The following is a 20,761-nucleotide window of genomic DNA, read 5'->3' on the forward strand; positions in this document are numbered from 1 at the left end:
ACGCCTGTTTGTCTGGCTTATAACCAGGGTGATGCTTTATTCGGCAATTTTTCAGTGAATACAACGGCAATAACAAAAAAGATGGGCCGTATACGGCCCATATTGTCACTCAGTATAGCACTTATTTGTAGGCAGACTGGTGAACGCCTACGGCACGTCCTGACGGGTCATCCATGTTTTTAAAGGCTTCGTCCCACTCGATGGCTTTTGCCGATGAACAGGCAACAGACGGCCCGCCTGGTACGCACTCGGCAGCGCTCGGCAGTGGGAAGAGTTCTTCAAAGATTTCACGGTACAGGTACGCTTCTTTCGACCCCGGCGTGTTATACGGGAAACGGAAGTGCGCCGTCGCCAGTTGCTGATCGCTGATTTGTTTGGCCGCGACTTCTTTCAGTGTGTCAATCCAGCTGTAACCCACGCCGTCAGAGAACTGCTCTTTCTGGCGCCAGGCCACGCTTTCGGGCAGGTAAGAGGAGAAGCATTCACGCAGAATGTGTTTTTCCATTTTACCGTTGCTGCCGCACATCTTGTCTTGTGGGTTGATACGCATGGCGACATCCAGGAATTTCTTATCCAGGAACGGCACGCGTGCTTCAACGCCCCAGGCAGACATCGCTTTGTTGGCGCGTGCGCAGTCAAACATATGCAGGGCCAGCAGTTTGCGAACGTTCTCCTCATGGAACTCTTTCGCGTTTGGCGCCTTATGGAAATACAGATAACCACCAAAGACTTCGTCAGCCCCTTCGCCCGACAGCACCATTTTGATGCCCATGGCTTTAATCTTACGCGACATCAGGTACATCGGTGTGGAGGCGCGAATCGTGGTCACATCATAGGTTTCAATGTGGTAGATCACGTCACGAATCGCATCCAGGCCTTCCTGCACCGTGAAGTGAATTTCGTGGTGCACCGTACCCAGATGCTCTGCCACCAGTTTGGCCGCTTTCAGATCCGGTGATCCTTCCAGACCGACCGCGAACGAGTGCAGCTGTGGCCACCAGGCGTCACTTTTATCCTGATCTTCCACGCGTTTGGCCGCGAAACGTTTGGTTACGGCTGAAATAATTGACGAGTCCAGACCACCAGACAGCAGCACGCCATACGGAACATCGGACATCAGGTGGCTTTTTACTGACTCTTCCAGCGCATGTTTCAGTTCTGCTGCGTCGGTCACGTTGTTCTCAACGTTCTGGTATTCCATCCAGTCACGCTGCCAGTAACGACGAATTTCACCGTCGGTGCTGGAAAGGTAGCTTCCTGGCGGGAATTCTTTGATTGAACGGCACACCGGCACCAGCGCTTTCATTTCTGAGGCGACAAACAGGTTACCGTGCTCATCGTTGCCCATATACAGCGGGATGATACCGATATGGTCACGGCCAATCAGATAGGTGCCTTTGACGCTGTCATACAGGATGAAGGCAAACATGCCTTCCAGTTCGTCAAGAAAATCGACACCTTTCTCCTGGTACAGCGCCAGAATCACTTCGCAGTCAGAACCGGTCTGAAACGCGTAGCGATCGCTCAATTTTGCGCGCAGGGCCTGATGGTTGTAGATCTCACCATTGACTGCCAGTACGTGGGTGTGGTCAGCGTTATACAGCGGCTGTGCACCGTTGTTCACGTCAACAATTGAGAGGCGCTCATGAGCAAGAATGGCGTGGTCATCGGCGTAAACGCCTGACCAGTCCGGCCCACGGTGACGCATCAAACGTGAGCTTTCCAATGCTTTTTTACGTAACTCAACGGGATCGCTTTTCAGATCCAGCACACCAAAAATAGAACACATATCTGACTCCTGAACTCACCTGCGGCGATGTAATTTTACGTTTGTCCGGCAGCCTGTGGCTGCGTGATGTATAAGAAAATGCGTTATTTACGGTCCCCAATGCAAGAGGAATCGTATTTTGCTGATGAAAATGTTGTTGTGTGGCGAGGTATATTGAATTTTATCTAACAGAATTGGGTTTTTATTGTTGAATCGGCAATGAAATGAAATTTCAGCACGCTTTTTGAGCGAGGATAACGGGCGCAGAGAGCCATAAAGGTGAGACGCACCACAGAATCTGGCAGTGCGTCATAAGAGAAATGAATCAAAAGAGGTCGATATCGGCAACAGACGGGAAAATCCAGTCAGGACGGAAAGGCATCGCATCAATGTCGGTAAGCGTGGATACGCCCGAAAGCACCAGAATCGTTTCCAGACCGGCCTGAAAACCAGCGAGGATATCGGTACGAAGATTATCGCCCACGATAACCGTTTCCTCTGAATGGGCCTGCATCTTGTTCAGCGCGGCGCGCATGATGTAGGGGCTGGGCTTGCCAACGTAAAATGGCCTGCGACCTGAAATCTTTTCAATACCGGCACACAGTGCGCCACAGGCGGGCACAAAGCCCCGGGCATGCGTATCGGGATTGGTTGCAATGAACCGCGCGCCGTTTGCCACAAAGAAAGCGGCCTTGTGCATCATGTCCCAGTTGAATGAGCGGGTTTCCCCGACGATAACGAAATCCGGGTTAACGTCAGTGATGGTAAAACCGGCTTTATACAGCTCGTGTACCAGCGCGCCCTCGCCAATGACATAGGCTTTTTTGCCTTCCTGGCGGCGTAAAAAGTCCGCGGTGGCCATGGCTGAGGTGTAAAACACCGAATCCGGTATGTCGATTCCCGCTGAGGAAAAACGGTTTGCCAAATCACGCGCCGTTTGTGAAGGATAATTGGTCAGCACCACCAATGGCATGTCTTTCGCCAGGATGCGCTGCAAAAATTCTTTCGCGCCGGGCACTGCGGTATTGTCGTGCATCAGCACGCCATCGATATCACAAATTACATTTTTAATCGTCATAAAGGGGTTCCGATACGCGCCGCGCTGAGTAAGGCCGCGCTTAGTCTTCCAAAAGATGTTGCAGCAGAATGCCGTTTAACATCGCCCGTTTTGCCAGGGCAAAGGCCCCAATCGCGGAGCGGTGATCGAGTTGTGAACGCACCACCGGCAGATGTTTACGGAAGGCCGCCAGCGCCTGGGTATTAATGCAACTTTCTATGGCCGGGAGCAACACGCGTTCAGCTTCCGTAATTTCGCCGGCCAACACAATTTTTTGCGGATTAAACAGGTTAATGGCGATAGCAATGGCTTTACCCAGATAGCGACCCACGTATTCGACAACTTCACTTGCCAGCGCATCGCCCTGGTTCGCCGCCTGACAGATATGCGGCATCTGGCAGGCATCCTGAGTCAATATGCTGGGGTAGCCTTTATTCAACAGCTCTCTGACGCGCTGTTCAATGGCGCCATTCGCCGCGATGGTTTCAAGGCAGCCAAAGTTACCGCAATGGCAGCGTTCCCCGAGCGGATCGACCTGAATATGGCCGATTTCACCCACGTTGCCATTACTGCCCAGGAATATTTGTCCGTTGGCAATAATCCCTGCGCCCGTTCCCCGATGCAGTCGCACTAATATGGAATCAGCACAATCACGGGTTGCGCCAAAATAGTGCTCTGCCAGCGCCAGACTGCGAATGTCATGACCCACAAAGCTGGTCACCTTAAAGCGTTTTTTCAGGTTGGCCACCAGAGGCCACTGGTCCACCGTAATGTGCGGCATATAACGGATAACGCCATTATGTGGATCGACCAGGCCAGGCAGAATCACCGATATGGCTATCAGCTCACGAATTTTCGCTTCGCTCTGCTCAATAAAATGCGCAACGGCATCGAACAGCGCCTTCTCCAGCGTGTCCTGCGTGGTTTGCGGCAGGGGATAATCCTGCTGAGCCAGTGATTTGCCGCTTAAATCGAACAGCGTTAAGGTCGCATCGTTGCGGCCGAGGCGCACGCCGATAGTGTGAAAGTGACGGGTTTCAGTGACGATGGAGATCGCGCGGCGTCCGCCGGTGGACGCCTGCTGGTCCACCTCTTTGATCAGGCCGCGCTCAATAAGCTGGCGGGTAATTTTGGTGACACTGGCGGGCGCGAGTTGGCTCAGATCCGCAATCTGAATGCGCGAAATCGGTCCCTGTTGGTCGATTAACCGGTAGACGGCTGCGCTGTTCAGTTGTTTGACAAGATCGACATTTCCAATTTGTGTCTGGCCGCCAGTAGTCATTCAGTGCTTACTCGCTCAGGACGTTATCTCCATTGACTAACGTCTTAATAATTTTAAAGTCGCGTGTAAATACGGTCAGATTGGCGAGTTTTCCTGCCTGGATAGTGCCTGACTGTTTTTCTACGCCCATTGCCCGTGCCGGATAAAGTGATGCCATGCGCAGCGCTTCATCCAGTGGAATGCCTGCATGTTCAACGCTGTTTTGCACGGCCTCGATCATCGTCAGTGCGGAACCGCTCAGCGTGCCATGTTCATCAACACAGAGTCCATCACGATAATATATTGTTTTACCAGCAAAAATAAACTTATCGATTGTGGCACCTGCGGGCGCAGTGGCATCGGTTACCAGGACCAGCTTGTCACCCTTAATGCGTTTGGCATTACGAACGTTAGCGTAATGAACATGTAAACCATCCGCAATGATGCCGCAGTATACATCAGGCGCATCAAACAGCGCACCGATTAGGCCCGGCTCACGCCCTGCAAAGGCCGGCATGGCATTATAAAGGTGCGTCGCAAAGGTGATGCCGGCGGCAAAACCCGCTTTGGCTTCTTCGAAAGTGGCATTGGAATGACCCGCAGACACCACAATACCGGCGTCGCTGAGTTGGCGAATCACGGCGCTTCCGACGCTTTCTGGCGCCAGTGTGACCTTGCTAATCACATCCGCGTTCGCACACAGGAAATCGACCATCTTCGGATCGGGCTGGCGAATAAGGGCAGGGTTATGGGTGCCTTTTTTGGCGACGTTCAGCCACGGACCTTCCAGATGTAATCCCAGCAGAAAGTGGGGATACTTCTGCAAAAAGGCGCGCATTGTTTCGACGGCGCGCACCATGAGTTCGTCACTGCTGGTAATCAGCGTTGGCAGAAAGCTGGTGCAGCCGGATTTAACATTGGCGCGGTGCATGGTTTCCAGCGTTTCCACGCTGATGGCATTGATATCGTCATTAAACTGCACGCCTCCACAGCCGTTAAGCTGCAGGTCAATAAAGCCGGGTGCGATAATCGCGCCCCCAACATCCTGCTGTTCTATTTCTGGCGGCAAGGCTGCCAGAGAGCAAACCCGCTCAATTTTGCCGTCAGCGATGACGACAGCATGATGATCGAAAATGTCATCGCCGCTGTAGATACGGCCGTTCACTAATGCGTACATCTTGTTCTCCCGGCTTGCCTGCCGTTAACGCGTCTAACCGCAGGTGACGAAATGATTGTGTTAAACGCCCTGCATATTTTCCGCTTCCATTTCACGGAAGTATTTCACCGTTTTGACTTTTAGCTCCATGGTGGCAGGCTCATCACAGACCACCACGGATTTAGGATGAAGCTGCAGGCAGCTAATCGTCCACATATGGTTCACGTTCCCTTCAACAGCAGCCTGCAACGCCTGGGCTTTTACGTGCCCGGTGACCAGGATCATGACTTCTTCGGCATCCAGCAGCGTACCAACACCGACTGTCAGCGCGTATTTGGGTACCTGATCCACATCACCGTTGAAAAAACGCGAGTTCGCTACGCGCGTGTCGTGCGTCAGGGTTTTAATCCGGGTGCGTGAAGACAGAGAGGAGGCGGGTTCATTAAACGCGATATGCCCATCGTTACCAACGCCGCCCATAAACAGGTGAATTTTACCCAGTGTCCGAATTTTATCTTCATAACGGCGACATTCTGCGTCAATATCTGGCGCATTACCATTCAGTAAATTGATATTTTCTGGTTGGATATCAACGTGGTCGAAGAAATTGCGGTACATAAAGCTGTGATAGCTTTCCGGATGCTCTTTCGGCAAGCCAACGTATTCGTCCATGTTAAAGGTCACGACATGTTTAAAGCTGACCTGGCCCGCTTTGTGCATGTCAATCAGGTGTTTATAGGCTTCCAGCGGTGTTCCGCCCGTGGGCAGTCCCAGGATAAAAGGCTTGTCAGCACGGGGATTAAACGCATTGATGCGATTGACGATATGGCGTGCCGCCCATTTGCCGACCTGAGTTGGGGTGGATAAAGGAATCAGTCTCATATTGCACCTCGAATGTGAGTTAACGGTCAGACGTGCAGCTAATACGCGGGTCAGGCCTGAAGTGGCAGGCGCAAAGGGTGTAAGAAAGCGCACATCTTGATATTTCGCATCATAAAATAAGTTTGCCTTTATAGCCAGTGAGAGTGACCTTAAAAATCGATTTATGGTGATAATTGTCACAGATAGTAGCTATTAATTTGTGAAGCGAATTAAATTGTTATTACACTCCTCAGCATTGAGTGTAATGCCGTAAGAGGCTTGCTGCTGACATAACAACATTAAGCGGCAGCATAGCTACAGAGTCAGTTCATAGGGGGAAGGGTCAATGTTAAGTTATTTACAACGAGTGGGACGGGCGCTGATGGTGCCGGTCGCCACTTTGCCTGCTGCAGCAATACTTATGGGGATCGGCTACTGGATCGATCCGGACAGCTGGGGCGCGGGCAATGCCTTTGCCGCCCTGCTGATTAAATCCGGTGGCGCGATCATTGAAAACATGTCGGTGCTGTTCGCGATTGGCGTGGCGTACGGTATGTCAAAAGATAAAGACGGCGCGGCCGCACTCACCGGCTTTGTTGGTTTCCTGGTCGTGACGACGTTGTGTTCGCCTGCCGCCGTGGCGATGATTCAGAAAATACCGGTGGCTGACGTCCCTGCGGCCTTTGGGAAAATCAGCAATCAGTTTGTCGGTATTCTGGTTGGGGTTCTGTCAGCCGAAGTCTACAACCGCTTTAGCCATGTTGAACTGCCCAAAGCGTTCTCGTTCTTCAGCGGCCGTCGTCTGGTCCCGATTCTGGTCTCGTTCCTGATGATTCTGGTCGCGTTCATCCTGATGTATATCTGGCCAGTCATCTTTAATGGTCTGGTGAGCTTTGGTGAGCATATCCAGAAGCTGGGATCGGTAGGGGCTGGCGTCTATGCCTTCTTCAACCGATTGCTTATTCCGGTAGGCTTACATCATGCGCTGAACTCCGTGTTCTGGTTCGACGTCGCGGGCATCAACGATATTCCTAAATTCCTCGGCGGTGCACAGTCGCTGGCGAATGGCACCGCTATTCCGGGCATCACGGGCCGTTATCAGGCGGGCTTCTTCCCTATCATGATGTTCGGTTTACCCGGCGCAGCGCTGGCGATTTACCATTGTGCTCGTCCTGAAAATCGGGCGAAGGTCGGCGGGATCATGTTGGCGGCGGCTTTTGCCGCCTTCTTTACCGGCATTACCGAACCACTGGAATTTTCCTTTATGTTCGTGGCACCGGTACTCTATGTCATCCATGCTGTGTTGACCGGTCTGTCTGTGTTTATTGCTGCCAGCATGCATTGGATTGCCGGCTTTGGTTTCAGCGCGGGGCTGGTGGACATGGTGCTCTCATCCCGCAATCCCCTGGCGACGCACTGGTACATGCTGATTCCGCAAGGGCTGGTGTTCTTCGTTATCTACTATGTTGTGTTCCGTTTCACCATCAAAAAATTCAACCTGATGACGCCGGGCCGTGAGCTGGCGGTTGCTGGCGATGAAACCGATGGTTATGACGTGAATGTGGATACTACCGACAACGGTGAGAGCGCGACCGAATCTCTGGCGCGTCGTTACATTGGCGCGGTGGGCGGTTCAGACAACTTAACCGCGATCGATGCCTGCATTACGCGTTTGCGTCTGAATGTGAAGGATGCCGGGCAGGTTAATGAAGGCGTGGCGAAACGCCTGGGTGCCTCAGGTGTCATCCGCCTGAACAAGCAGAGCGTTCAGATAATCGTCGGCACACAGGCTGAAAGTATCGCCATGGCCATGAAAAAAGTGTTGGTGAAAGGCCCGGTTGCAGCCGCTACCGCCAGCACCGCCAGCGCACCCGCTGCGGCCAGCGACGTGAAACCTCAGGCTGTGTTAAACAGTGAAAAACGCGTTATCGCGACCTTAGTGGCGCCCGTAAGCGGTGAAATTGTGCCGCTGGATGCCGTACCGGATGAGGCTTTTGCCAGTAAAGCGGTCGGCGACGGTGTGGCAATCAAACCCAGCGACAAGCGCGTTGTGGCCCCCATTGCAGGCACCGTGGTGAAAATCTTTAACACTAACCATGCGTTCTGCCTGGAAAGTGAAAACGGGGTGGAGATCGTGGTGCACATGGGGCTGGATACCGTGGCGCTGGGCGGTCAGGGCTTTACCCGTTTAGTGGAAGAGGGCGCTCAGGTTACGGCAGGTCAGCCGGTGCTGGAGATGGATCTTGACTATCTCAACGCTCATGCCCGCTCGATGATAAGTCCGGTGGTGGTCAGCAATATTGAAGACTTCGCAGGATTAACGCTGTTGACGCAGGGCCAGGTGATCGCGGGTGAAACCCCGCTGTATGAAATTAAAGGCTAATTCGCTGTATCAACAACAAAAGGCAGGAAGCGATTCCTGCCTTTTTTATTTTAAACGCCCAACAAACGGTTGTTTCTCTGCAACGCTTTGTGGATCATACCCGGATATTACGTGGTATAAACCACCCTTTCTACGCGTTGAGGATTTTGAGATGAGTGAGGCTGAAGCCCGCCCAACTAACTTTATTCGTCAGATTATTGACGAGGATTTGGCGAGCGGGAAGCACAGCAGTGTGCATACCCGTTTCCCGCCAGAGCCAAATGGTTATCTGCACATCGGTCATGCTAAATCAATCTGCCTGAATTTTGGTATTGCACAAGACTATCAGGGCGAGTGCAATCTGCGTTTTGACGATACCAATCCGGTTAAAGAGGATATGGAATTTGTTGAGTCCATCAAGCGTGATGTGCAGTGGTTGGGTTTTTCGTGGAGTGGCGACGTTCGTTATTCATCTGACTATTTTGATCAGCTTTACCAGTATGCGGTTGAACTGATCGGAAAGGGACTTGCCTATGTTGATGAACTGACCCCTGAAGAAATTCGTGAATACCGGGGAACGTTAACCGCGCCGGGTAAAAACAGCCCATACCGCGATCGCAGCGTGGAAGAGAACCTTGCCCTGTTTGAAAAAATGCGCAACGGTGAATTTGCAGAAGGTAAAGCCTGTCTGCGTGCAAAAATTGATATGGCTTCCAGCTTTATCGTTATGCGCGACCCGGTGCTGTACCGCATTAAGTTTGCTGAGCATCATCAAACAGGCAACAAATGGTGCATCTACCCGATGTACGATTTTACCCACTGCATTTCCGATGCGCTGGAAGGCATTACGCATTCACTCTGTACACTGGAGTTCCAGGATAACCGCCGTCTGTATGACTGGGTGCTGGACAACATCACGATTCCGGTTCATCCACGTCAGTACGAATTTTCGCGCCTGAATCTTGAATATGCGGTGATGTCAAAACGCAAACTCACGCAGCTGGTCAGTGAGAAGCATGTGGAAGGCTGGGACGATCCCCGTATGTTAACCGTGTCCGGCCTGCGTCGCCGTGGTTATACCGCGGCCTCAATCCGTGAGTTTTGCCGGCGTATTGGTATCACCAAGCAGGACAACATTGTTGAAATGGCCTCGCTGGAGTCTTGTATCCGCGACGATCTCAACGAAAATGCGCCACGCGCGATGGCGGTGTTGGATCCGGTTAAGCTGGTGCTGGAAAACCTGCCGGCAGGCCATAACGAAGTGCTTAGCATGCCGAACCATCCTAACAAACCGGAGATGGGGACGCGCGACGTGCCGTTCAGCCGCGAAATCTGGATCGATCGGGCCGATTTCCGTGAAGAAGCTAACAAGCAGTATAAACGACTGGTGCTGGGTAAAGAGGTGCGCCTGCGTAATGCGTACGTGATCCGAGCCGAGCGTATCGCGAAAGATGAAGAAGGCAATATCACCTGCATCTACTGCACCTGTGATGTGGATACGCTGAGCAAAGATCCTGCTGACGGCCGTAAAGTTAAAGGCGTGATCCACTGGGTGTCCGCTGAACATGCGCTGCCCGCTGAGTTCCGTCTTTACGATCGCCTGTTTAGCGTACCCAATCCTGGCGCGGCAGACGATTTCCTGACCACGATTAACCCCGACTCGCTGGAAGTCAAACAGGGCTTCGTTGAACCCGGCCTGCGTGATGCTGTGGCCAGCGCGCCCTACCAGTTTGAGCGTGAAGGCTACTTCTGTGCCGACAGCGTTTATTCGACCCCTTCACAGTTAGTGTTTAACCGCACGGTAGGTTTACGCGATACCTGGGCGAAAATCGGCGAATAATTTCTCTGTGATGTTGACCGCAGAGTAATCGAAAGGGCGACTTATCGCCCTTTTTTATTGCGGCGATTTTTTTTAGTACCGACGTTTCTCCTGAGCAGAGTCAGAGTATTAATTTTATTTTTGTGCAACCGCTCTCAGTTTAATTTTTTTAATAAATTTCCCAGTGTTAATTCTTTTTTTTCAGGTAGGCTAACCCTCTGAAGTATCAGTTTGTGGGTTTAAAAGGAAAAAATGACACTTTTTGCACAGGAAGCCAAACATAGCGTTGTCGTGTTACATCAGCTTATTGAACATATTTTTAATCATGGTCGGGATGGTGGCGACAGTTTTCATCTGCTGCTCTCGCACTTTCATCCCGATTTTAAGATGGTCACGCCGCAGGGAAAACAGCTGAATCTGGATCAGGTTGAAGATCTTTTTCGACGACTGCAGGGGGCAAGGGAAGGGATGCGCATTGCGACCAGTGAGCATGTAATTCTTTCTGAGCATGCGAACGAAGTGACGATTCAGTATCGCGAACTGCAGATGATGAATGGTGAAAATAAAAGCCGTATTTCGCTGGCGATTCTGGACTGCACCACCTCTGTTCCACGCTGGCGCTACCTGCAGGAAACGCTCGTGACCTGAGCGACAGCAATAAAAAAGCCGATGTGAACATCGGCTTTTTTACTTTATATGCGAAAGCGCTTATTTGTCGTGCAGCGTTTCGTCTTCACGGCAGTCGCCCAGTGCACAGTGGCCGTACAGGTACAGGCTGTGGTTGGTGAGCTTAATACCATGACGGGTCGCGATTTCACGTTGACGCGTCTCAATGGATTCGTCACTAAATTCAATCACTTTACCGCAATCCAGACAGATCAGGTGGTCGTGATGGTGCTGCTGCGTCAGCTCAAACACCGATTTACCGCCTTCAAAGTTGTGGCGGGTCACGATGCCTGCATCGTCGAACTGGTTAAGCACACGGTAGACCGTGGCCAGTCCAATCTCTTCGCCCATGTCGATCAGGCGTTTATACAGATCTTCCGCGCTGACGTGATGGCATGCAGGTTCCTGAAGCACTTCCAGAATTTTGAGTCTGGGCAATGTGACTTTCAGGCCAGCCTTCTTTAATGCGGTATTGTTGTCAGTCATGCGGATATTGTCCTGTTACTTTAGTCACTCTTGTGGCACGTAGCCTGTATGTCGATCGACCGCCATTCTCATTTGCGTCTCATTATAGAACTGATGCGCTGAAATGAAAACCGATGTCCTTGCGATGCGCCAGCGGCGATGTTCGCTGCGCATGGCATGGAAAGCGGACGAGTCGCATTTCGCGTTTTGTCATCTCAGTTCCTGGGAAATAAGCAGATGATCGATGCGGGTATTCTACAGATTAAATGGGGAAAGTTACAAAAATGTAGCTATTATTTTTATAGGAAAAGCCGTTTGCTCAGTGTGAACCTGCGTCCACACTGAGCTCAGCGCGATCAGGCTTCAATGATTTCTTTGAGCTGCAGCTCATCAAAAATTTGCTTAACCCATTTATCAACGCGTTCGTTGGTCAGCTCTGGCTGGCGATCTTCATCAATAGCCAGACCCAGGAAGTGGTTGTCATCAGCCAGGCCTTTTGACGCTTCGAAGTGGTAACCCTCGGTCGGCCAGTGGCCCACGATGATGGCGCCGTTAGGTTCGATGATGTCACGAATGGTTCCCATGGCATCACAGAAGTACTCTGCGTAATCTTCCTGATCGCCACAGCCAAACAGCGCAACCAGCTTGCCGTTAAAGTCGATCTCTTCCAGCGTCGGGAAGAAGTCATCCCAGTCGCACTGGGCTTCACCGTAATACCAGGTGGGGATGCCCAGCAGCAGAATGTCAAAGGCTTCTAAGTCTTCTTTAGTGCTTTTCGCGATGTCGTGAACTTCTGCAACGTCTTTACCCAGTTGTTTCTGGATCATTTTTGCAATGTTTTCGGTGTTACCGGTATCGCTGCCAAAGAAGATGCCTACGATTGCCATGGGTAAAATAACCTCTTAAATCCTGATGATAGAATGAATGCCGGAGCCTGTTCAGCAAATGATAGCAGACCGCGCAAAAGGGCGGAATGTGTAAAGCCGCGACATTTGTTTCTGTGTGCGGTTTACCCGCGTGAGTCCAGTTTGAGTTGTGCCAGCAGCATTTGTTCAATTAATTCGCTGCGGCTGAGATTGCGCTGCTCAGCCAGCATATTCAGCGCTTCAACGGCTTCACTGTTCATTTTGAGTTCGACACGACGAAGTCCGCGCCCTTTGTCACGTTTCAGTTGATTGCGTTTGTTGATACGCAGTTGTTCATCACGCGTAAGCGGACTGGTTTTTGGGCGACCAGGGCGACGCTCGTTAGCGAACAGATCGAGCGTCGTACGGTCAGTGTGTTCTTTTGCCATGACTTAGTACAACTGAGTGGGCGCGAACGAGACGTTTCCGCTGCGCAGATTAAAGTATTGACTCTTCCCGCGGGCAACCGCGCCCACGGCAAAAATTTAGCGCGCCATCATACTCCAGGCTAACCGCGGACGCCAATCTTAAACTTTTACAGCCAGTTAAGATGTTTTAAAGCGCAAAAAAGCGTCGAATACTGCGTAAAACGGCATCAGGTTTTTCAGCATGGACCCAGTGACCAGCACCACCGATCACATGTGCATGCGCGGCCGGGAACTGCCTGAGTAACGCGTCACGATACTGATTATCCAGATAAGGTGAGTCGCCACCGCGAATAAACAGCGCGGGATGTGGCCAGGCAGGCACCTCCTGCCAGCCGGAGATCAGCGCATAGTTGTCCCATAACACCGGGACATTAAAGCGCCATTCGCCCTGACTGAATGATTTCAGGATGAACTGAATGACGCCGTCCTCATCAATGTGGTTGCGCATGATCTCTGCGGCTTCAGTGCGCAAGGTGACGCCAGCGGCCGTGACGGCCCGGATAGCGGCGAAAATCTCGTCATGCCGACGTGTCTGATAGTCAACGGGCGCGATGTCGATCATCACCATCTGTTCGATACGTTCTGGTGCCAGCGCGCTCATTGTCATGGCGATCTTACCGCCCATGGAATGACCAATGACCGCGATCCGCTCAATCCCCTGAGCATCCAGCGTATCCAGCATGTCCTGAGCCATCACCCTGTAGTTCATCTCGTCTGCGCGCGGCGATAGCCCGTGGTTGCGCACATCAACCTGAATAAGCGGTCGATCGTCTTTAAGCCCTCGGGCCAGAATGCCAAGGTTATCAAGACTGCCAAACAGACCATGAATCAGCAGGACAGGTGTGGAATCAGAAGAAGATTGTTCAGTTTGCAGGCGCGCATTCAAAATCATAGCAAAGTTCTTAAGTGTGAGACCTGAGCTTAGGTTATCATGGTTTCACCTTTTCAGGCGCGCTGCTTCCGGCGGCATTAGGACATATTCTGACTTTTGCCCATAAACCGTTTGAATGCTATCAGCCTGTCTGAATTTAACTTTATAATCTTCATGTTAGAACCTGCCTCCTTTTTGAAATGCCGATCAGCAGCTCGGGGTATTCAGAAAATCGCGGGTTCTGTCGTGAGTAAAAAAACCGTACGGAATAAGATGAAAACGATCGAAGTTGACGAAGAGCTCTACCGTTATATTGCCAGCCACACGCAACACATTGGCGAAAGTGCATCCGATATTCTGCGCCGTATGCTGAAGTTTACTGCCGGTCAGCCCGCGGCGGTCAATGACACGCAGCCCGTCTCCGCACCGGCCCCGTCTAAAGCGGCACCGTCGGCAGGTAATGAATCGCGCCCTCAGGATCGTGTTCGCGCAGTGCGTGAGCTAATGCTGTCGGATGAATATGCGGAGCAGAAGCGGGCGGTTAACCGCTTTATGCTAATCTTGTCAACGCTCTATCGTCTGGATACCGCAGCGTTTGCCGAGGCGACAACGTCGCTGCAGGGCCGCACGCGCATCTATTTCGCGGGCGATGAACATACGTTGCTGCAAAGCGGTACCCATACCAAGCCGAAGCACGTTCCCGGCACGCCGTACTGGGTTATTACCAATACCAATACCGGTCGCAAACGCAGCATGGTTGAACACATTATGCTGTCGATGCAGTTCCCGTCGGAGCTGGCAGAGAAAGTTTGCGGCACCATTTAAACTGAAGCGTCAGGGAGAAGCGCCAATGGCCAATCACCCCCGTGCCGGGCAGCCTGCCCAGCAGAGCGATTTGATTAACGTTGCACAATTAACTTCACAATATTATGTCCTGCAGCCCGATGTGGCTAACCCAGAACATGCGGTGAAATTTGGCACATCAGGCCATCGCGGTAGCGCAGGACGCCACAGCTTTAACGAAAAGCACATCCTGGCGATAGCTCAGGCGATTGCCGAAGAGCGTAAAAAGAACGGGATTACCGGTCCGTGCTACGTAGGTAAAGATACGCATGCGCTTTCGGAACCTGCGCTGTTGTCCGTGCTGGAAGTGCTGGCCGCAAACGGCGTAGACGTGATTGTTCAACAGGACAATGGCTATACGCCAACGCCGGCGATTTCAAACGCCATCCTTGAGCACAATAAATCGGGCGATCAGCTGGCGGATGGCATCGTTATTACGCCTTCGCACAACCCACCTGAAGACGGCGGGATTAAATACAATCCGCCGAACGGTGGCCCTGCCGATACCAACGTCACCAAAGTGGTTGAAGATCGCGCGAATCAGCTGTTGAAAGAGGGCCTGAAAGGCGTGAAGCGTCTGCCACTGGACCAGGCCTGGGCCAGCGGTCACGTGGTTGAGAAAGATTTGATCCAGCCTTATGTTGAAGGCCTTTCACAGATCATCGATTTCCCGGCGATTCAAAAAGCGGGCCTGAAAATCGGCGTCGATCCGCTTGGCGGTTCCGGCATCGCTTACTGGCAGCGCATTGCTGAGCACTACAAACTCGATCTGACCCTGGTGAATGACGCCGTTGATCAGACGTTCCGCTTTATGCATCTGGATAAAGACGGCGTGGTGCGCATGGACTGCTCGTCCGAATCTGCCATGGCGGGCCTGCTGGCCTATAAGGACAAATTTGACCTGGCGTTTGGCAACGATCCCGATTACGACCGCCACGGTATCGTCACGCCTGCCGGCCTGATGAACCCGAACCACTATCTGGCCGTTGCTATCAACTATCTGTTCCAGCATCGTCCACAATGGGGCAAAGACGTTGCCGTGGGGAAAACCCTGGTGTCCAGTGCCATGATTGACCGCGTCGTTAACGACATCGGCCGCAAGCTGGTGGAAGTGCCGGTGGGCTTTAAGTGGTTCGTGGATGGCCTGTTCGACGGCAGCTTTGGCTTCGGTGGGGAAGAGAGTGCGGGCGCTTCATTCCTGCGCTTTGACGGTACGCCCTGGTCCACCGATAAAGACGGGATCATCATGTGTCTGCTGGCAGCGGAGATTACCGCGGTCACCGGCAAGAACCCGCAGGAGCACTATGATGAGCTGGCCGCGCGTTTCGGTGCACCCAGCTACAATCGCCTGCAGGCGTCAGCCAGTTCCGCACAGAAAGCGGCGCTGTCTAAGCTGTCACCTGAAATGGTGAGTGCTGACACGCTGGCGGGCGATCCGATCACCGCGCGTCTGACCGCTGCGCCGGGCAATGGCGCGTCTATCGGCGGCCTGAAAGTGATGACGGAAAACGGCTGGTTTGCTGCCCGTCCTTCAGGCACCGAAGATGCATACAAAATCTATTGTGAAAGTTTCCTGGGCGCAGAACACCGCGCGCAGATAGAAAAAGAAGCGGTAGAGATTGTCAGCGAAGTGCTGAAAAACGCCTGATTTGCCTGTTAAATGAAAAAAGCGCCTAAGTGGCGCTTTTTTTATGGCATAAACCGGTAGCCGATGCCGGTTTCCGTGAGCAGATGTACCGGCTGGGTAGGATTCGCCTCCAGCTTTTGCCGCAGGTGCCCCATATAGATCCGCAGATAGTGGCTGTGTTCAACGGCGTTTGGTCCCCACACCTGGCTCAACAGCTGCCGCTGGGTCAGCACTTTGCCCGCGTTGTTCAGCAGCGTCGTCAGCAAACGAAACTCTATCGGCGTAAGGTGCACTTCCTCGCCAGCGCGCAACACTCTGCGGGCCGCAATATCCACGGTAACGTCGGCGAAGCTGACCTTGGGATCGGTATGTTGTCCGGCATGACGGCGCAAGGCGACGCGAACGCGTGCCAGCAGTTCACCAATACCGAAGGGTTTCGTCAGGTAATCGTCTGCCCCTGCATCCAGTGCGTCAATTTTATCCTGTTCGTCGATTCGGGCCGACAGCACAATCACGGGCAGCGTGCTCCACTGACGCAGCTCGCCAATAAAGGTTTTGCCATCGCCATCGGGCAGGCCGAGATCGAGAATGACCAGATCGGGTTTTCGCGTCGCCGCCTCAATCAACCCACGTTGTAGCGTTTCGGCATCGAAAACCTTCAGGCCTTCGCTTTCCAACGCGATGCGCACGAAGCGGCGAATTTCTTTCTCATCTTCAATGATTAAAACCGTGGTCACGCCAATCCTGCCATTGCCTGAAAAGGGAAAATACACTGTATCAACTTTTCAGCCTTTCGTCCGTGTTGCCATCGAATCGCGCTAAAGATCATCGTCAAAACCATTATTTAACCAAAATGTAACTAATTTTCAGATTGTCATTAACAGTACAAAAAATAGTCAAATTTAGTGGTCAGATGAGTAGTAAAATTACACAATCAGGCGTAATATTGGATGCAGATCACATTTAACCGACTTTTCGTCAGGAGGAATCCATGTATCGGACTTATTCTCGTCATAAAATCATTTTGCGCCGTACGCTGGTTATCCTGTTGGGCCTGCTGGCTCTGCCGGTCATGCTGTTTCGCAAGGATCGTGCCCGCTTTTACAGCTATCTGCATCGTATGTGGTGCAAAACCAGCACCAAGCCGGTCTGGCTGGCACAGTCTGAAGCCGCTGCCGGTGTCTTTTGGTAATCAGACTGCATTAAACCGCCTCAGCCCCTGAATTTCTGGCCCGTTCCCTGAATCTTATTACGGGGAACGGGCTTTTTTTGAGCATTATCGTCATCTGCAAAGCCCCGCAGGCTGATTTCCCCACTATTTTGCGCTACACTTAAACCTCTACAAGTTTTCGGAGGTTGTACAAGTATGAGTGAGAAAATTCCGGTTGGAATCAGCGCTTGTCTGCTTGGTGAGAGCGTCAGATTTGATGGCGGCCATAAGCGCCTGGCTTTCGCTACTGATCAACTCACCCCTTTTGTACGTTTTGAACCTGTCTGCCCCGAAATGGCGATTGGCCTTCCTACGCCTCGCCCGGCCTTACGCCTCGTTAAAATGGGCGATGATGATGCTCTGCACCTGTGCTTCAGTAAAGAGGGTGGAGAGGACATCACCGATAAAATGCGCGACTGGTCCGAAAACCGCGTTAAATCTCTTCATCATCTCTGTGGCTACATCCTGTGCGCAAAATCACCCAGCTGCGGCATGGAACGGGTCAGGATTTATGAACCCGCCACCAACAATAACCGCAAAGCAGGCACCGGCATTTTTACCGCCTTTTTGCAGCGTGAAATGCCCTGGCTACCGCTTGAAGAAGATGGTCGCCTTAACGATCCCACCCTGCGCGAAAATTTTATTGGCCGGATTTGTGCCCTGCATGAGTTTAATCAGATGTGGAAACAGGGCCTGACTCGTCACAACCTGATAGCTTTTCACAGCCGCTACAAGCTGCTGCTGTTGGCGCATTCTCAGAAGAAATACCGTGAGCTGGGGCCGTTTGTTGCCTCAATGAACCAGTGGGAATCGTTGGAGGCTTTTGCCTTTGAATACCGCAGCCGACTGATGGATTTGATGTCACAGCCCGCGTCCCGCACGAATCACACTAACGTTTTGATGCACGTTCAGGGTTATTTCCGTAGTCAGTTAAGCTCTCCTCAGCGCAAAGAGCTGACGTCGCTGATTGACTGCTACCGGCAGGGAACGCAACCGCTGTTAGCACCCATTACGATTCTTAAGCACTATATGGCGGAATATCCGCACCCCTGGCTGACGCAGCAGCGTTACTTCGATCCTTACCCCGAAGCCCTGCGCCTGCGATACGGACAATGATTCAGGAGTACTATGATCACGCATTTAGTCTGGCTGCGAAACGACCTGCGTATTAACGATAATCTGGCGCTGCACGCGGCCTGCACCCAACCCGATGCCAGGGTGATTGCGCTGTTTATCGCAACGCCCGGGCAGTGGCAGCAACATGAGATGGCGGCCCGCCAGGTCGCATTTATTCATCAGAGTCTGGATATGCTGCAGTCCTCCCTCGCGGAGCGGGGCATTCCGCTTCATTTTCATCAGTGTGATGATTTCGCGGCCAGCATCGATTTTCTGGTCGGCTTTTGCCAGAAGCAGCAGGTCGATAAGCTTTTCTACAATTACCAGTACGAAGTCAATGAGCGTGAACGGGATGCCAGCGCAGAAAAACGCCTGCATGAGGCGAACGTAGTCTGCCAGGGCTTTGATGACAGCCTGCTGCTGCCACCGGGCAGTATTCAAACCGGCGATGGCGAGATGTATAAAGTGTTTACGCCGTTCAGCAAGGCCTTTTTACGGCGGCTACAACAGGGGTTACCCGAGTGTGTGCCGGCTCCCAAAGCCCGTGAAGGTGCGCCGCTTAAAGAGCCAAAAAGCCTTCCGCCTTTCGATTATCCAAAAGCGGATATCGACACGTCGCTGTTTCCGCCCGGTGAACAGGCGGCCGTTAAGCGGTTACGTGAGTTTGCCAAACAGGCGGTGCTCGATTACGCAAAGCAGCGCGATTTGCCCGCGCTGGACAGCACCAGTCGTTTATCGGTCTATCTCTCTACCGGCGTGCTCTCGCCACGGCAATGCCTGCATCGAATCCTACATGAACAACCCAAAGCGCTGGAGAGCAGTCCGGCTGCCGTATGGATCAACGAACTGATATGGCGTGAATTTTACCGTCACCTCATCGTGGCGCATCCGCGCTTGTGCAAACATCAGCCTTTTGTTCACTGGACACGCAACGTGGCGTGGCAACGTAACAGTGCGCACTTCGACGCCTGGAAGGCGGGGAAAACTGGTTATCCCATTGTGGATGCCGCCATGCGTCAGATGCAGACCATCGGCTGGATGCACAACCGACTTCGCATGATTACCGCCAGCTTTCTGGTGAAAGACCTGCTTATCGACTGGCGAGAAGGCGAGCGGTACTTCATGCAGCAGTTGATCGATGGCGACCTGGCTGCCAACAATGGCGGCTGGCAATGGGCGGCGTCAACCGGCACCGATGCCGCGCCTTATTTCCGCATCTTCAACCCGACCACGCAGGGCGAGCGCTTCGATAAAGAGGGGGAGTTTATTCGCCGCTATCTGCCAGAGTTGAAAGAGGTGCCTGACAGCGATATCCATCAGCCTCACCAATGGGCTCAGAAAAATAACAAGAAACTCGATTATCCGGCGCCAATCGTGGAACATAAGGACGCACGTAAAAAGACACTCGACGCCTTTGAGCGCGCGAAGAACGCGGCCTGAGGCGGCAAGGAGCAGAAATGAATCACTACGAGTTAGAAAAAATCGTCAACCAGCAGCTCAATACCGCTGCCTTCAGCGACTATGCGCCAAACGGCCTTCAGGTTGAAGGCCGCGCCAGGGTAAAAACGGTGATTACGGGCGTGACCGCCTGCCAGGCATTACTGGATGAAGCGGTGGCCCGCCAGGCCGATGCCGTGCTGGTCCATCACGGTTATTTCTGGAAAAGCGAGCCTGCGGTCATTAAAGGGATGAAGCGCCAGCGGCTGCGCACCCTGTTGGCTAACGATATTAACCTCTATGGCTGGCACCTGCCGCTCGATGCGCACCCGCAGTTAGGGAATAATGCGCAACTGGCCAGGCTGTTGGGGATCGATGTGGTAGGCGAGATCGTGCCGCTGGTGCCGTGGGGCGAGTTCGCTCAGCCCATTACCGGTGAGCAGCTGGCACAGCGTATTACCGAGGTATTAGGGCGCCAACCGCTGCACTGCGGTGATAATGCACCTGCTGCAATTCGTCGTGTAGCCTGGTGCAGCGGCGGTGGGCAAGGATTTATCGACGCTGCGGCTGGCTTTGGGGTAGACGCTTTTATTACTGGCGAAGTGTCAGAGCAGACGATTCACAGCGCACGTGAGCAGGGTCTGCACTTTTTTGCTGCGGGTCATCATGCCACCGAACGCTGCGGCATTCAGGCGCTGGGCGAGTGGCTGGCAGCAGAGCATGGCCTTGATGTGACCTTTATTGATATCCCCAATCCTGCCTGATCCTCCGGGTTCTGTATCACGCGGCAGAACCCAAATCTATTGACACATCTCTGTCACTTTCGCATAACTACCTTCTTAAGGCCGCAATACCAGTGCCTGCTTTTGGACGCCAGCATACTGCCTGAGCGCAACCATTTTTTTAACC

At 52.6% G+C, this 20,761-nt stretch carries 19 protein-coding genes; 9 read left to right on the forward strand and 10 right to left on the reverse strand.

The features are described from left to right. Positions 1 to 121: 121 nt before the first annotated feature. From asnB to nagB, 5 genes are all read right to left on the reverse strand, one after another. Positions 122 to 1,789: an asparagine synthase B gene (gene asnB / locus ACPXSQ_RS01685; RefSeq protein WP_013025032.1), complete on the reverse strand. Its 1,668-nt coding sequence runs from the start codon at positions 1,787 to 1,789 to the stop codon at positions 122 to 124. Positions 1,790 to 2,093: 304 nt separating this feature from the next. Continuing rightward, a complete protein-coding gene (locus ACPXSQ_RS01690; RefSeq protein WP_013025033.1) occupies positions 2,094 to 2,846 on the reverse strand; it encodes an HAD-IIA family hydrolase in 753 nt (250 codons plus the stop codon). 40 nt (positions 2,847 to 2,886) lie between these two features. Continuing rightward, a complete protein-coding gene (nagC, locus tag ACPXSQ_RS01695; RefSeq protein WP_105088495.1) occupies positions 2,887 to 4,107 on the reverse strand; it encodes a DNA-binding transcriptional regulator NagC in 1,221 nt (406 codons plus the stop codon). 7 nt (positions 4,108 to 4,114) lie between these two features. After that, complete coding sequence (nagA, locus tag ACPXSQ_RS01700) at positions 4,115 to 5,263, reverse strand: N-acetylglucosamine-6-phosphate deacetylase (protein WP_072138636.1); 1,149 nt, start codon at positions 5,261 to 5,263, stop codon at positions 4,115 to 4,117. A gap of 60 nt (positions 5,264 to 5,323) precedes the next feature. Next, on the reverse strand, positions 5,324 to 6,124 hold the full coding sequence (nagB, locus tag ACPXSQ_RS01705) for a glucosamine-6-phosphate deaminase (RefSeq protein WP_014593179.1): 801 nt from the start codon (positions 6,122 to 6,124) through the stop codon (positions 5,324 to 5,326). 325 nt (positions 6,125 to 6,449) lie between these two features. On the opposite strand from nagB, the gene nagE reads away from it, so the two are divergent. The 3 genes from nagE to ACPXSQ_RS01720 all read left to right on the forward strand — a co-directional run bounded on the left by nagE (position 6,450) and on the right by ACPXSQ_RS01720 (position 10,932). Further along, the gene (nagE, locus tag ACPXSQ_RS01710; protein WP_014593180.1) at positions 6,450 to 8,486 is read left to right on the forward strand and encodes an N-acetylglucosamine-specific PTS transporter subunit IIBC; all 2,037 of its coding nucleotides are present in this window, start codon (positions 6,450 to 6,452) and stop codon (positions 8,484 to 8,486) included. 151 nt (positions 8,487 to 8,637) lie between these two features. After that, positions 8,638 to 10,305 carry a glutamine--tRNA ligase gene (glnS, locus tag ACPXSQ_RS01715; RefSeq protein WP_014606305.1) on the forward strand — a complete coding sequence of 556 codons (1,668 nt, stop codon included), beginning with the start codon at positions 8,638 to 8,640 and terminating at the stop codon, positions 10,303 to 10,305. A gap of 231 nt (positions 10,306 to 10,536) precedes the next feature. Then, complete coding sequence (locus ACPXSQ_RS01720) at positions 10,537 to 10,932, forward strand: hypothetical protein (RefSeq protein ID WP_013025039.1); 396 nt, start codon at positions 10,537 to 10,539, stop codon at positions 10,930 to 10,932. 60 nt (positions 10,933 to 10,992) lie between these two features. Here ACPXSQ_RS01720 and fur read toward each other — a convergent pair whose 3' ends face one another. The 4 genes from fur to ybfF form a co-directional block, all read right to left on the reverse strand. After that, positions 10,993 to 11,436 carry a ferric iron uptake transcriptional regulator gene (gene fur / locus ACPXSQ_RS01725; RefSeq protein ID WP_013025040.1) on the reverse strand — a complete coding sequence of 148 codons (444 nt, stop codon included), beginning with the start codon at positions 11,434 to 11,436 and terminating at the stop codon, positions 10,993 to 10,995. Positions 11,437 to 11,771: 335 nt separating this feature from the next. Next, positions 11,772 to 12,302 (reverse strand): flavodoxin FldA, encoded by a 531-nt coding sequence (fldA, locus tag ACPXSQ_RS01730; protein WP_006118431.1) that lies wholly within the window; start codon positions 12,300 to 12,302, stop codon positions 11,772 to 11,774. Positions 12,303 to 12,424: 122 nt separating this feature from the next. Then, on the reverse strand, positions 12,425 to 12,709 hold the full coding sequence (ybfE, locus tag ACPXSQ_RS01735; protein ID WP_013025041.1) for a LexA regulated protein: 285 nt from the start codon (positions 12,707 to 12,709) through the stop codon (positions 12,425 to 12,427). Positions 12,710 to 12,875: 166 nt separating this feature from the next. Then, positions 12,876 to 13,640 (reverse strand): esterase, encoded by a 765-nt coding sequence (ybfF, locus tag ACPXSQ_RS01740; RefSeq protein WP_014606303.1) that lies wholly within the window; start codon positions 13,638 to 13,640, stop codon positions 12,876 to 12,878. Positions 13,641 to 13,892: 252 nt separating this feature from the next. On the opposite strand from ybfF, the gene seqA reads away from it, so the two are divergent. Both seqA and pgm read left to right on the forward strand, forming a co-directional pair. Continuing rightward, the gene (seqA, locus tag ACPXSQ_RS01745) at positions 13,893 to 14,444 is read left to right on the forward strand and encodes a replication initiation negative regulator SeqA (protein WP_019104980.1); all 552 of its coding nucleotides are present in this window, start codon (positions 13,893 to 13,895) and stop codon (positions 14,442 to 14,444) included. Positions 14,445 to 14,469: 25 nt separating this feature from the next. Further along, a complete protein-coding gene (gene pgm / locus ACPXSQ_RS01750) occupies positions 14,470 to 16,110 on the forward strand; it encodes a phosphoglucomutase (alpha-D-glucose-1,6-bisphosphate-dependent) (RefSeq protein WP_013025044.1) in 1,641 nt (546 codons plus the stop codon). A 41-nt stretch (positions 16,111 to 16,151) separates the two neighbouring features. On the opposite strand, the gene kdpE is transcribed toward pgm, so the two are convergent. Continuing rightward, complete coding sequence (gene kdpE, locus ACPXSQ_RS01755) at positions 16,152 to 16,826, reverse strand: two-component system response regulator KdpE (RefSeq protein ID WP_014606301.1); 675 nt, start codon at positions 16,824 to 16,826, stop codon at positions 16,152 to 16,154. Positions 16,827 to 17,080: 254 nt separating this feature from the next. On the opposite strand from kdpE, the gene ACPXSQ_RS01760 reads away from it, so the two are divergent. The 4 genes from ACPXSQ_RS01760 to ACPXSQ_RS01775 all read left to right on the forward strand — a co-directional run bounded on the left by ACPXSQ_RS01760 (position 17,081) and on the right by ACPXSQ_RS01775 (position 20,616). Next, positions 17,081 to 17,281: a DUF2517 family protein gene (locus ACPXSQ_RS01760; protein ID WP_013025046.1), complete on the forward strand. Its 201-nt coding sequence runs from the start codon at positions 17,081 to 17,083 to the stop codon at positions 17,279 to 17,281. Between the two features lie 174 nt (positions 17,282 to 17,455). Next, positions 17,456 to 18,415, forward strand: a complete 960-nt coding sequence (locus ACPXSQ_RS01765) for a YbgA family protein (protein ID WP_088900402.1) — start codon at positions 17,456 to 17,458, stop codon at positions 18,413 to 18,415. A gap of 12 nt (positions 18,416 to 18,427) precedes the next feature. Then, a complete protein-coding gene (gene phrB / locus ACPXSQ_RS01770; protein ID WP_105088498.1) occupies positions 18,428 to 19,855 on the forward strand; it encodes a deoxyribodipyrimidine photo-lyase in 1,428 nt (475 codons plus the stop codon). Positions 19,856 to 19,872: 17 nt separating this feature from the next. Continuing rightward, positions 19,873 to 20,616, forward strand: a complete 744-nt coding sequence (locus ACPXSQ_RS01775) for a type 2 GTP cyclohydrolase I (protein WP_014593187.1) — start codon at positions 19,873 to 19,875, stop codon at positions 20,614 to 20,616. The last annotated feature ends 145 nt before the right edge of the window (positions 20,617 to 20,761 follow it).

The organism is Pantoea sp. EEL5 (assembly GCF_049892805.1).
GTDB classification, from domain to species: Bacteria; Pseudomonadota; Gammaproteobacteria; order Enterobacterales; family Enterobacteriaceae; genus Pantoea; species Pantoea ananatis.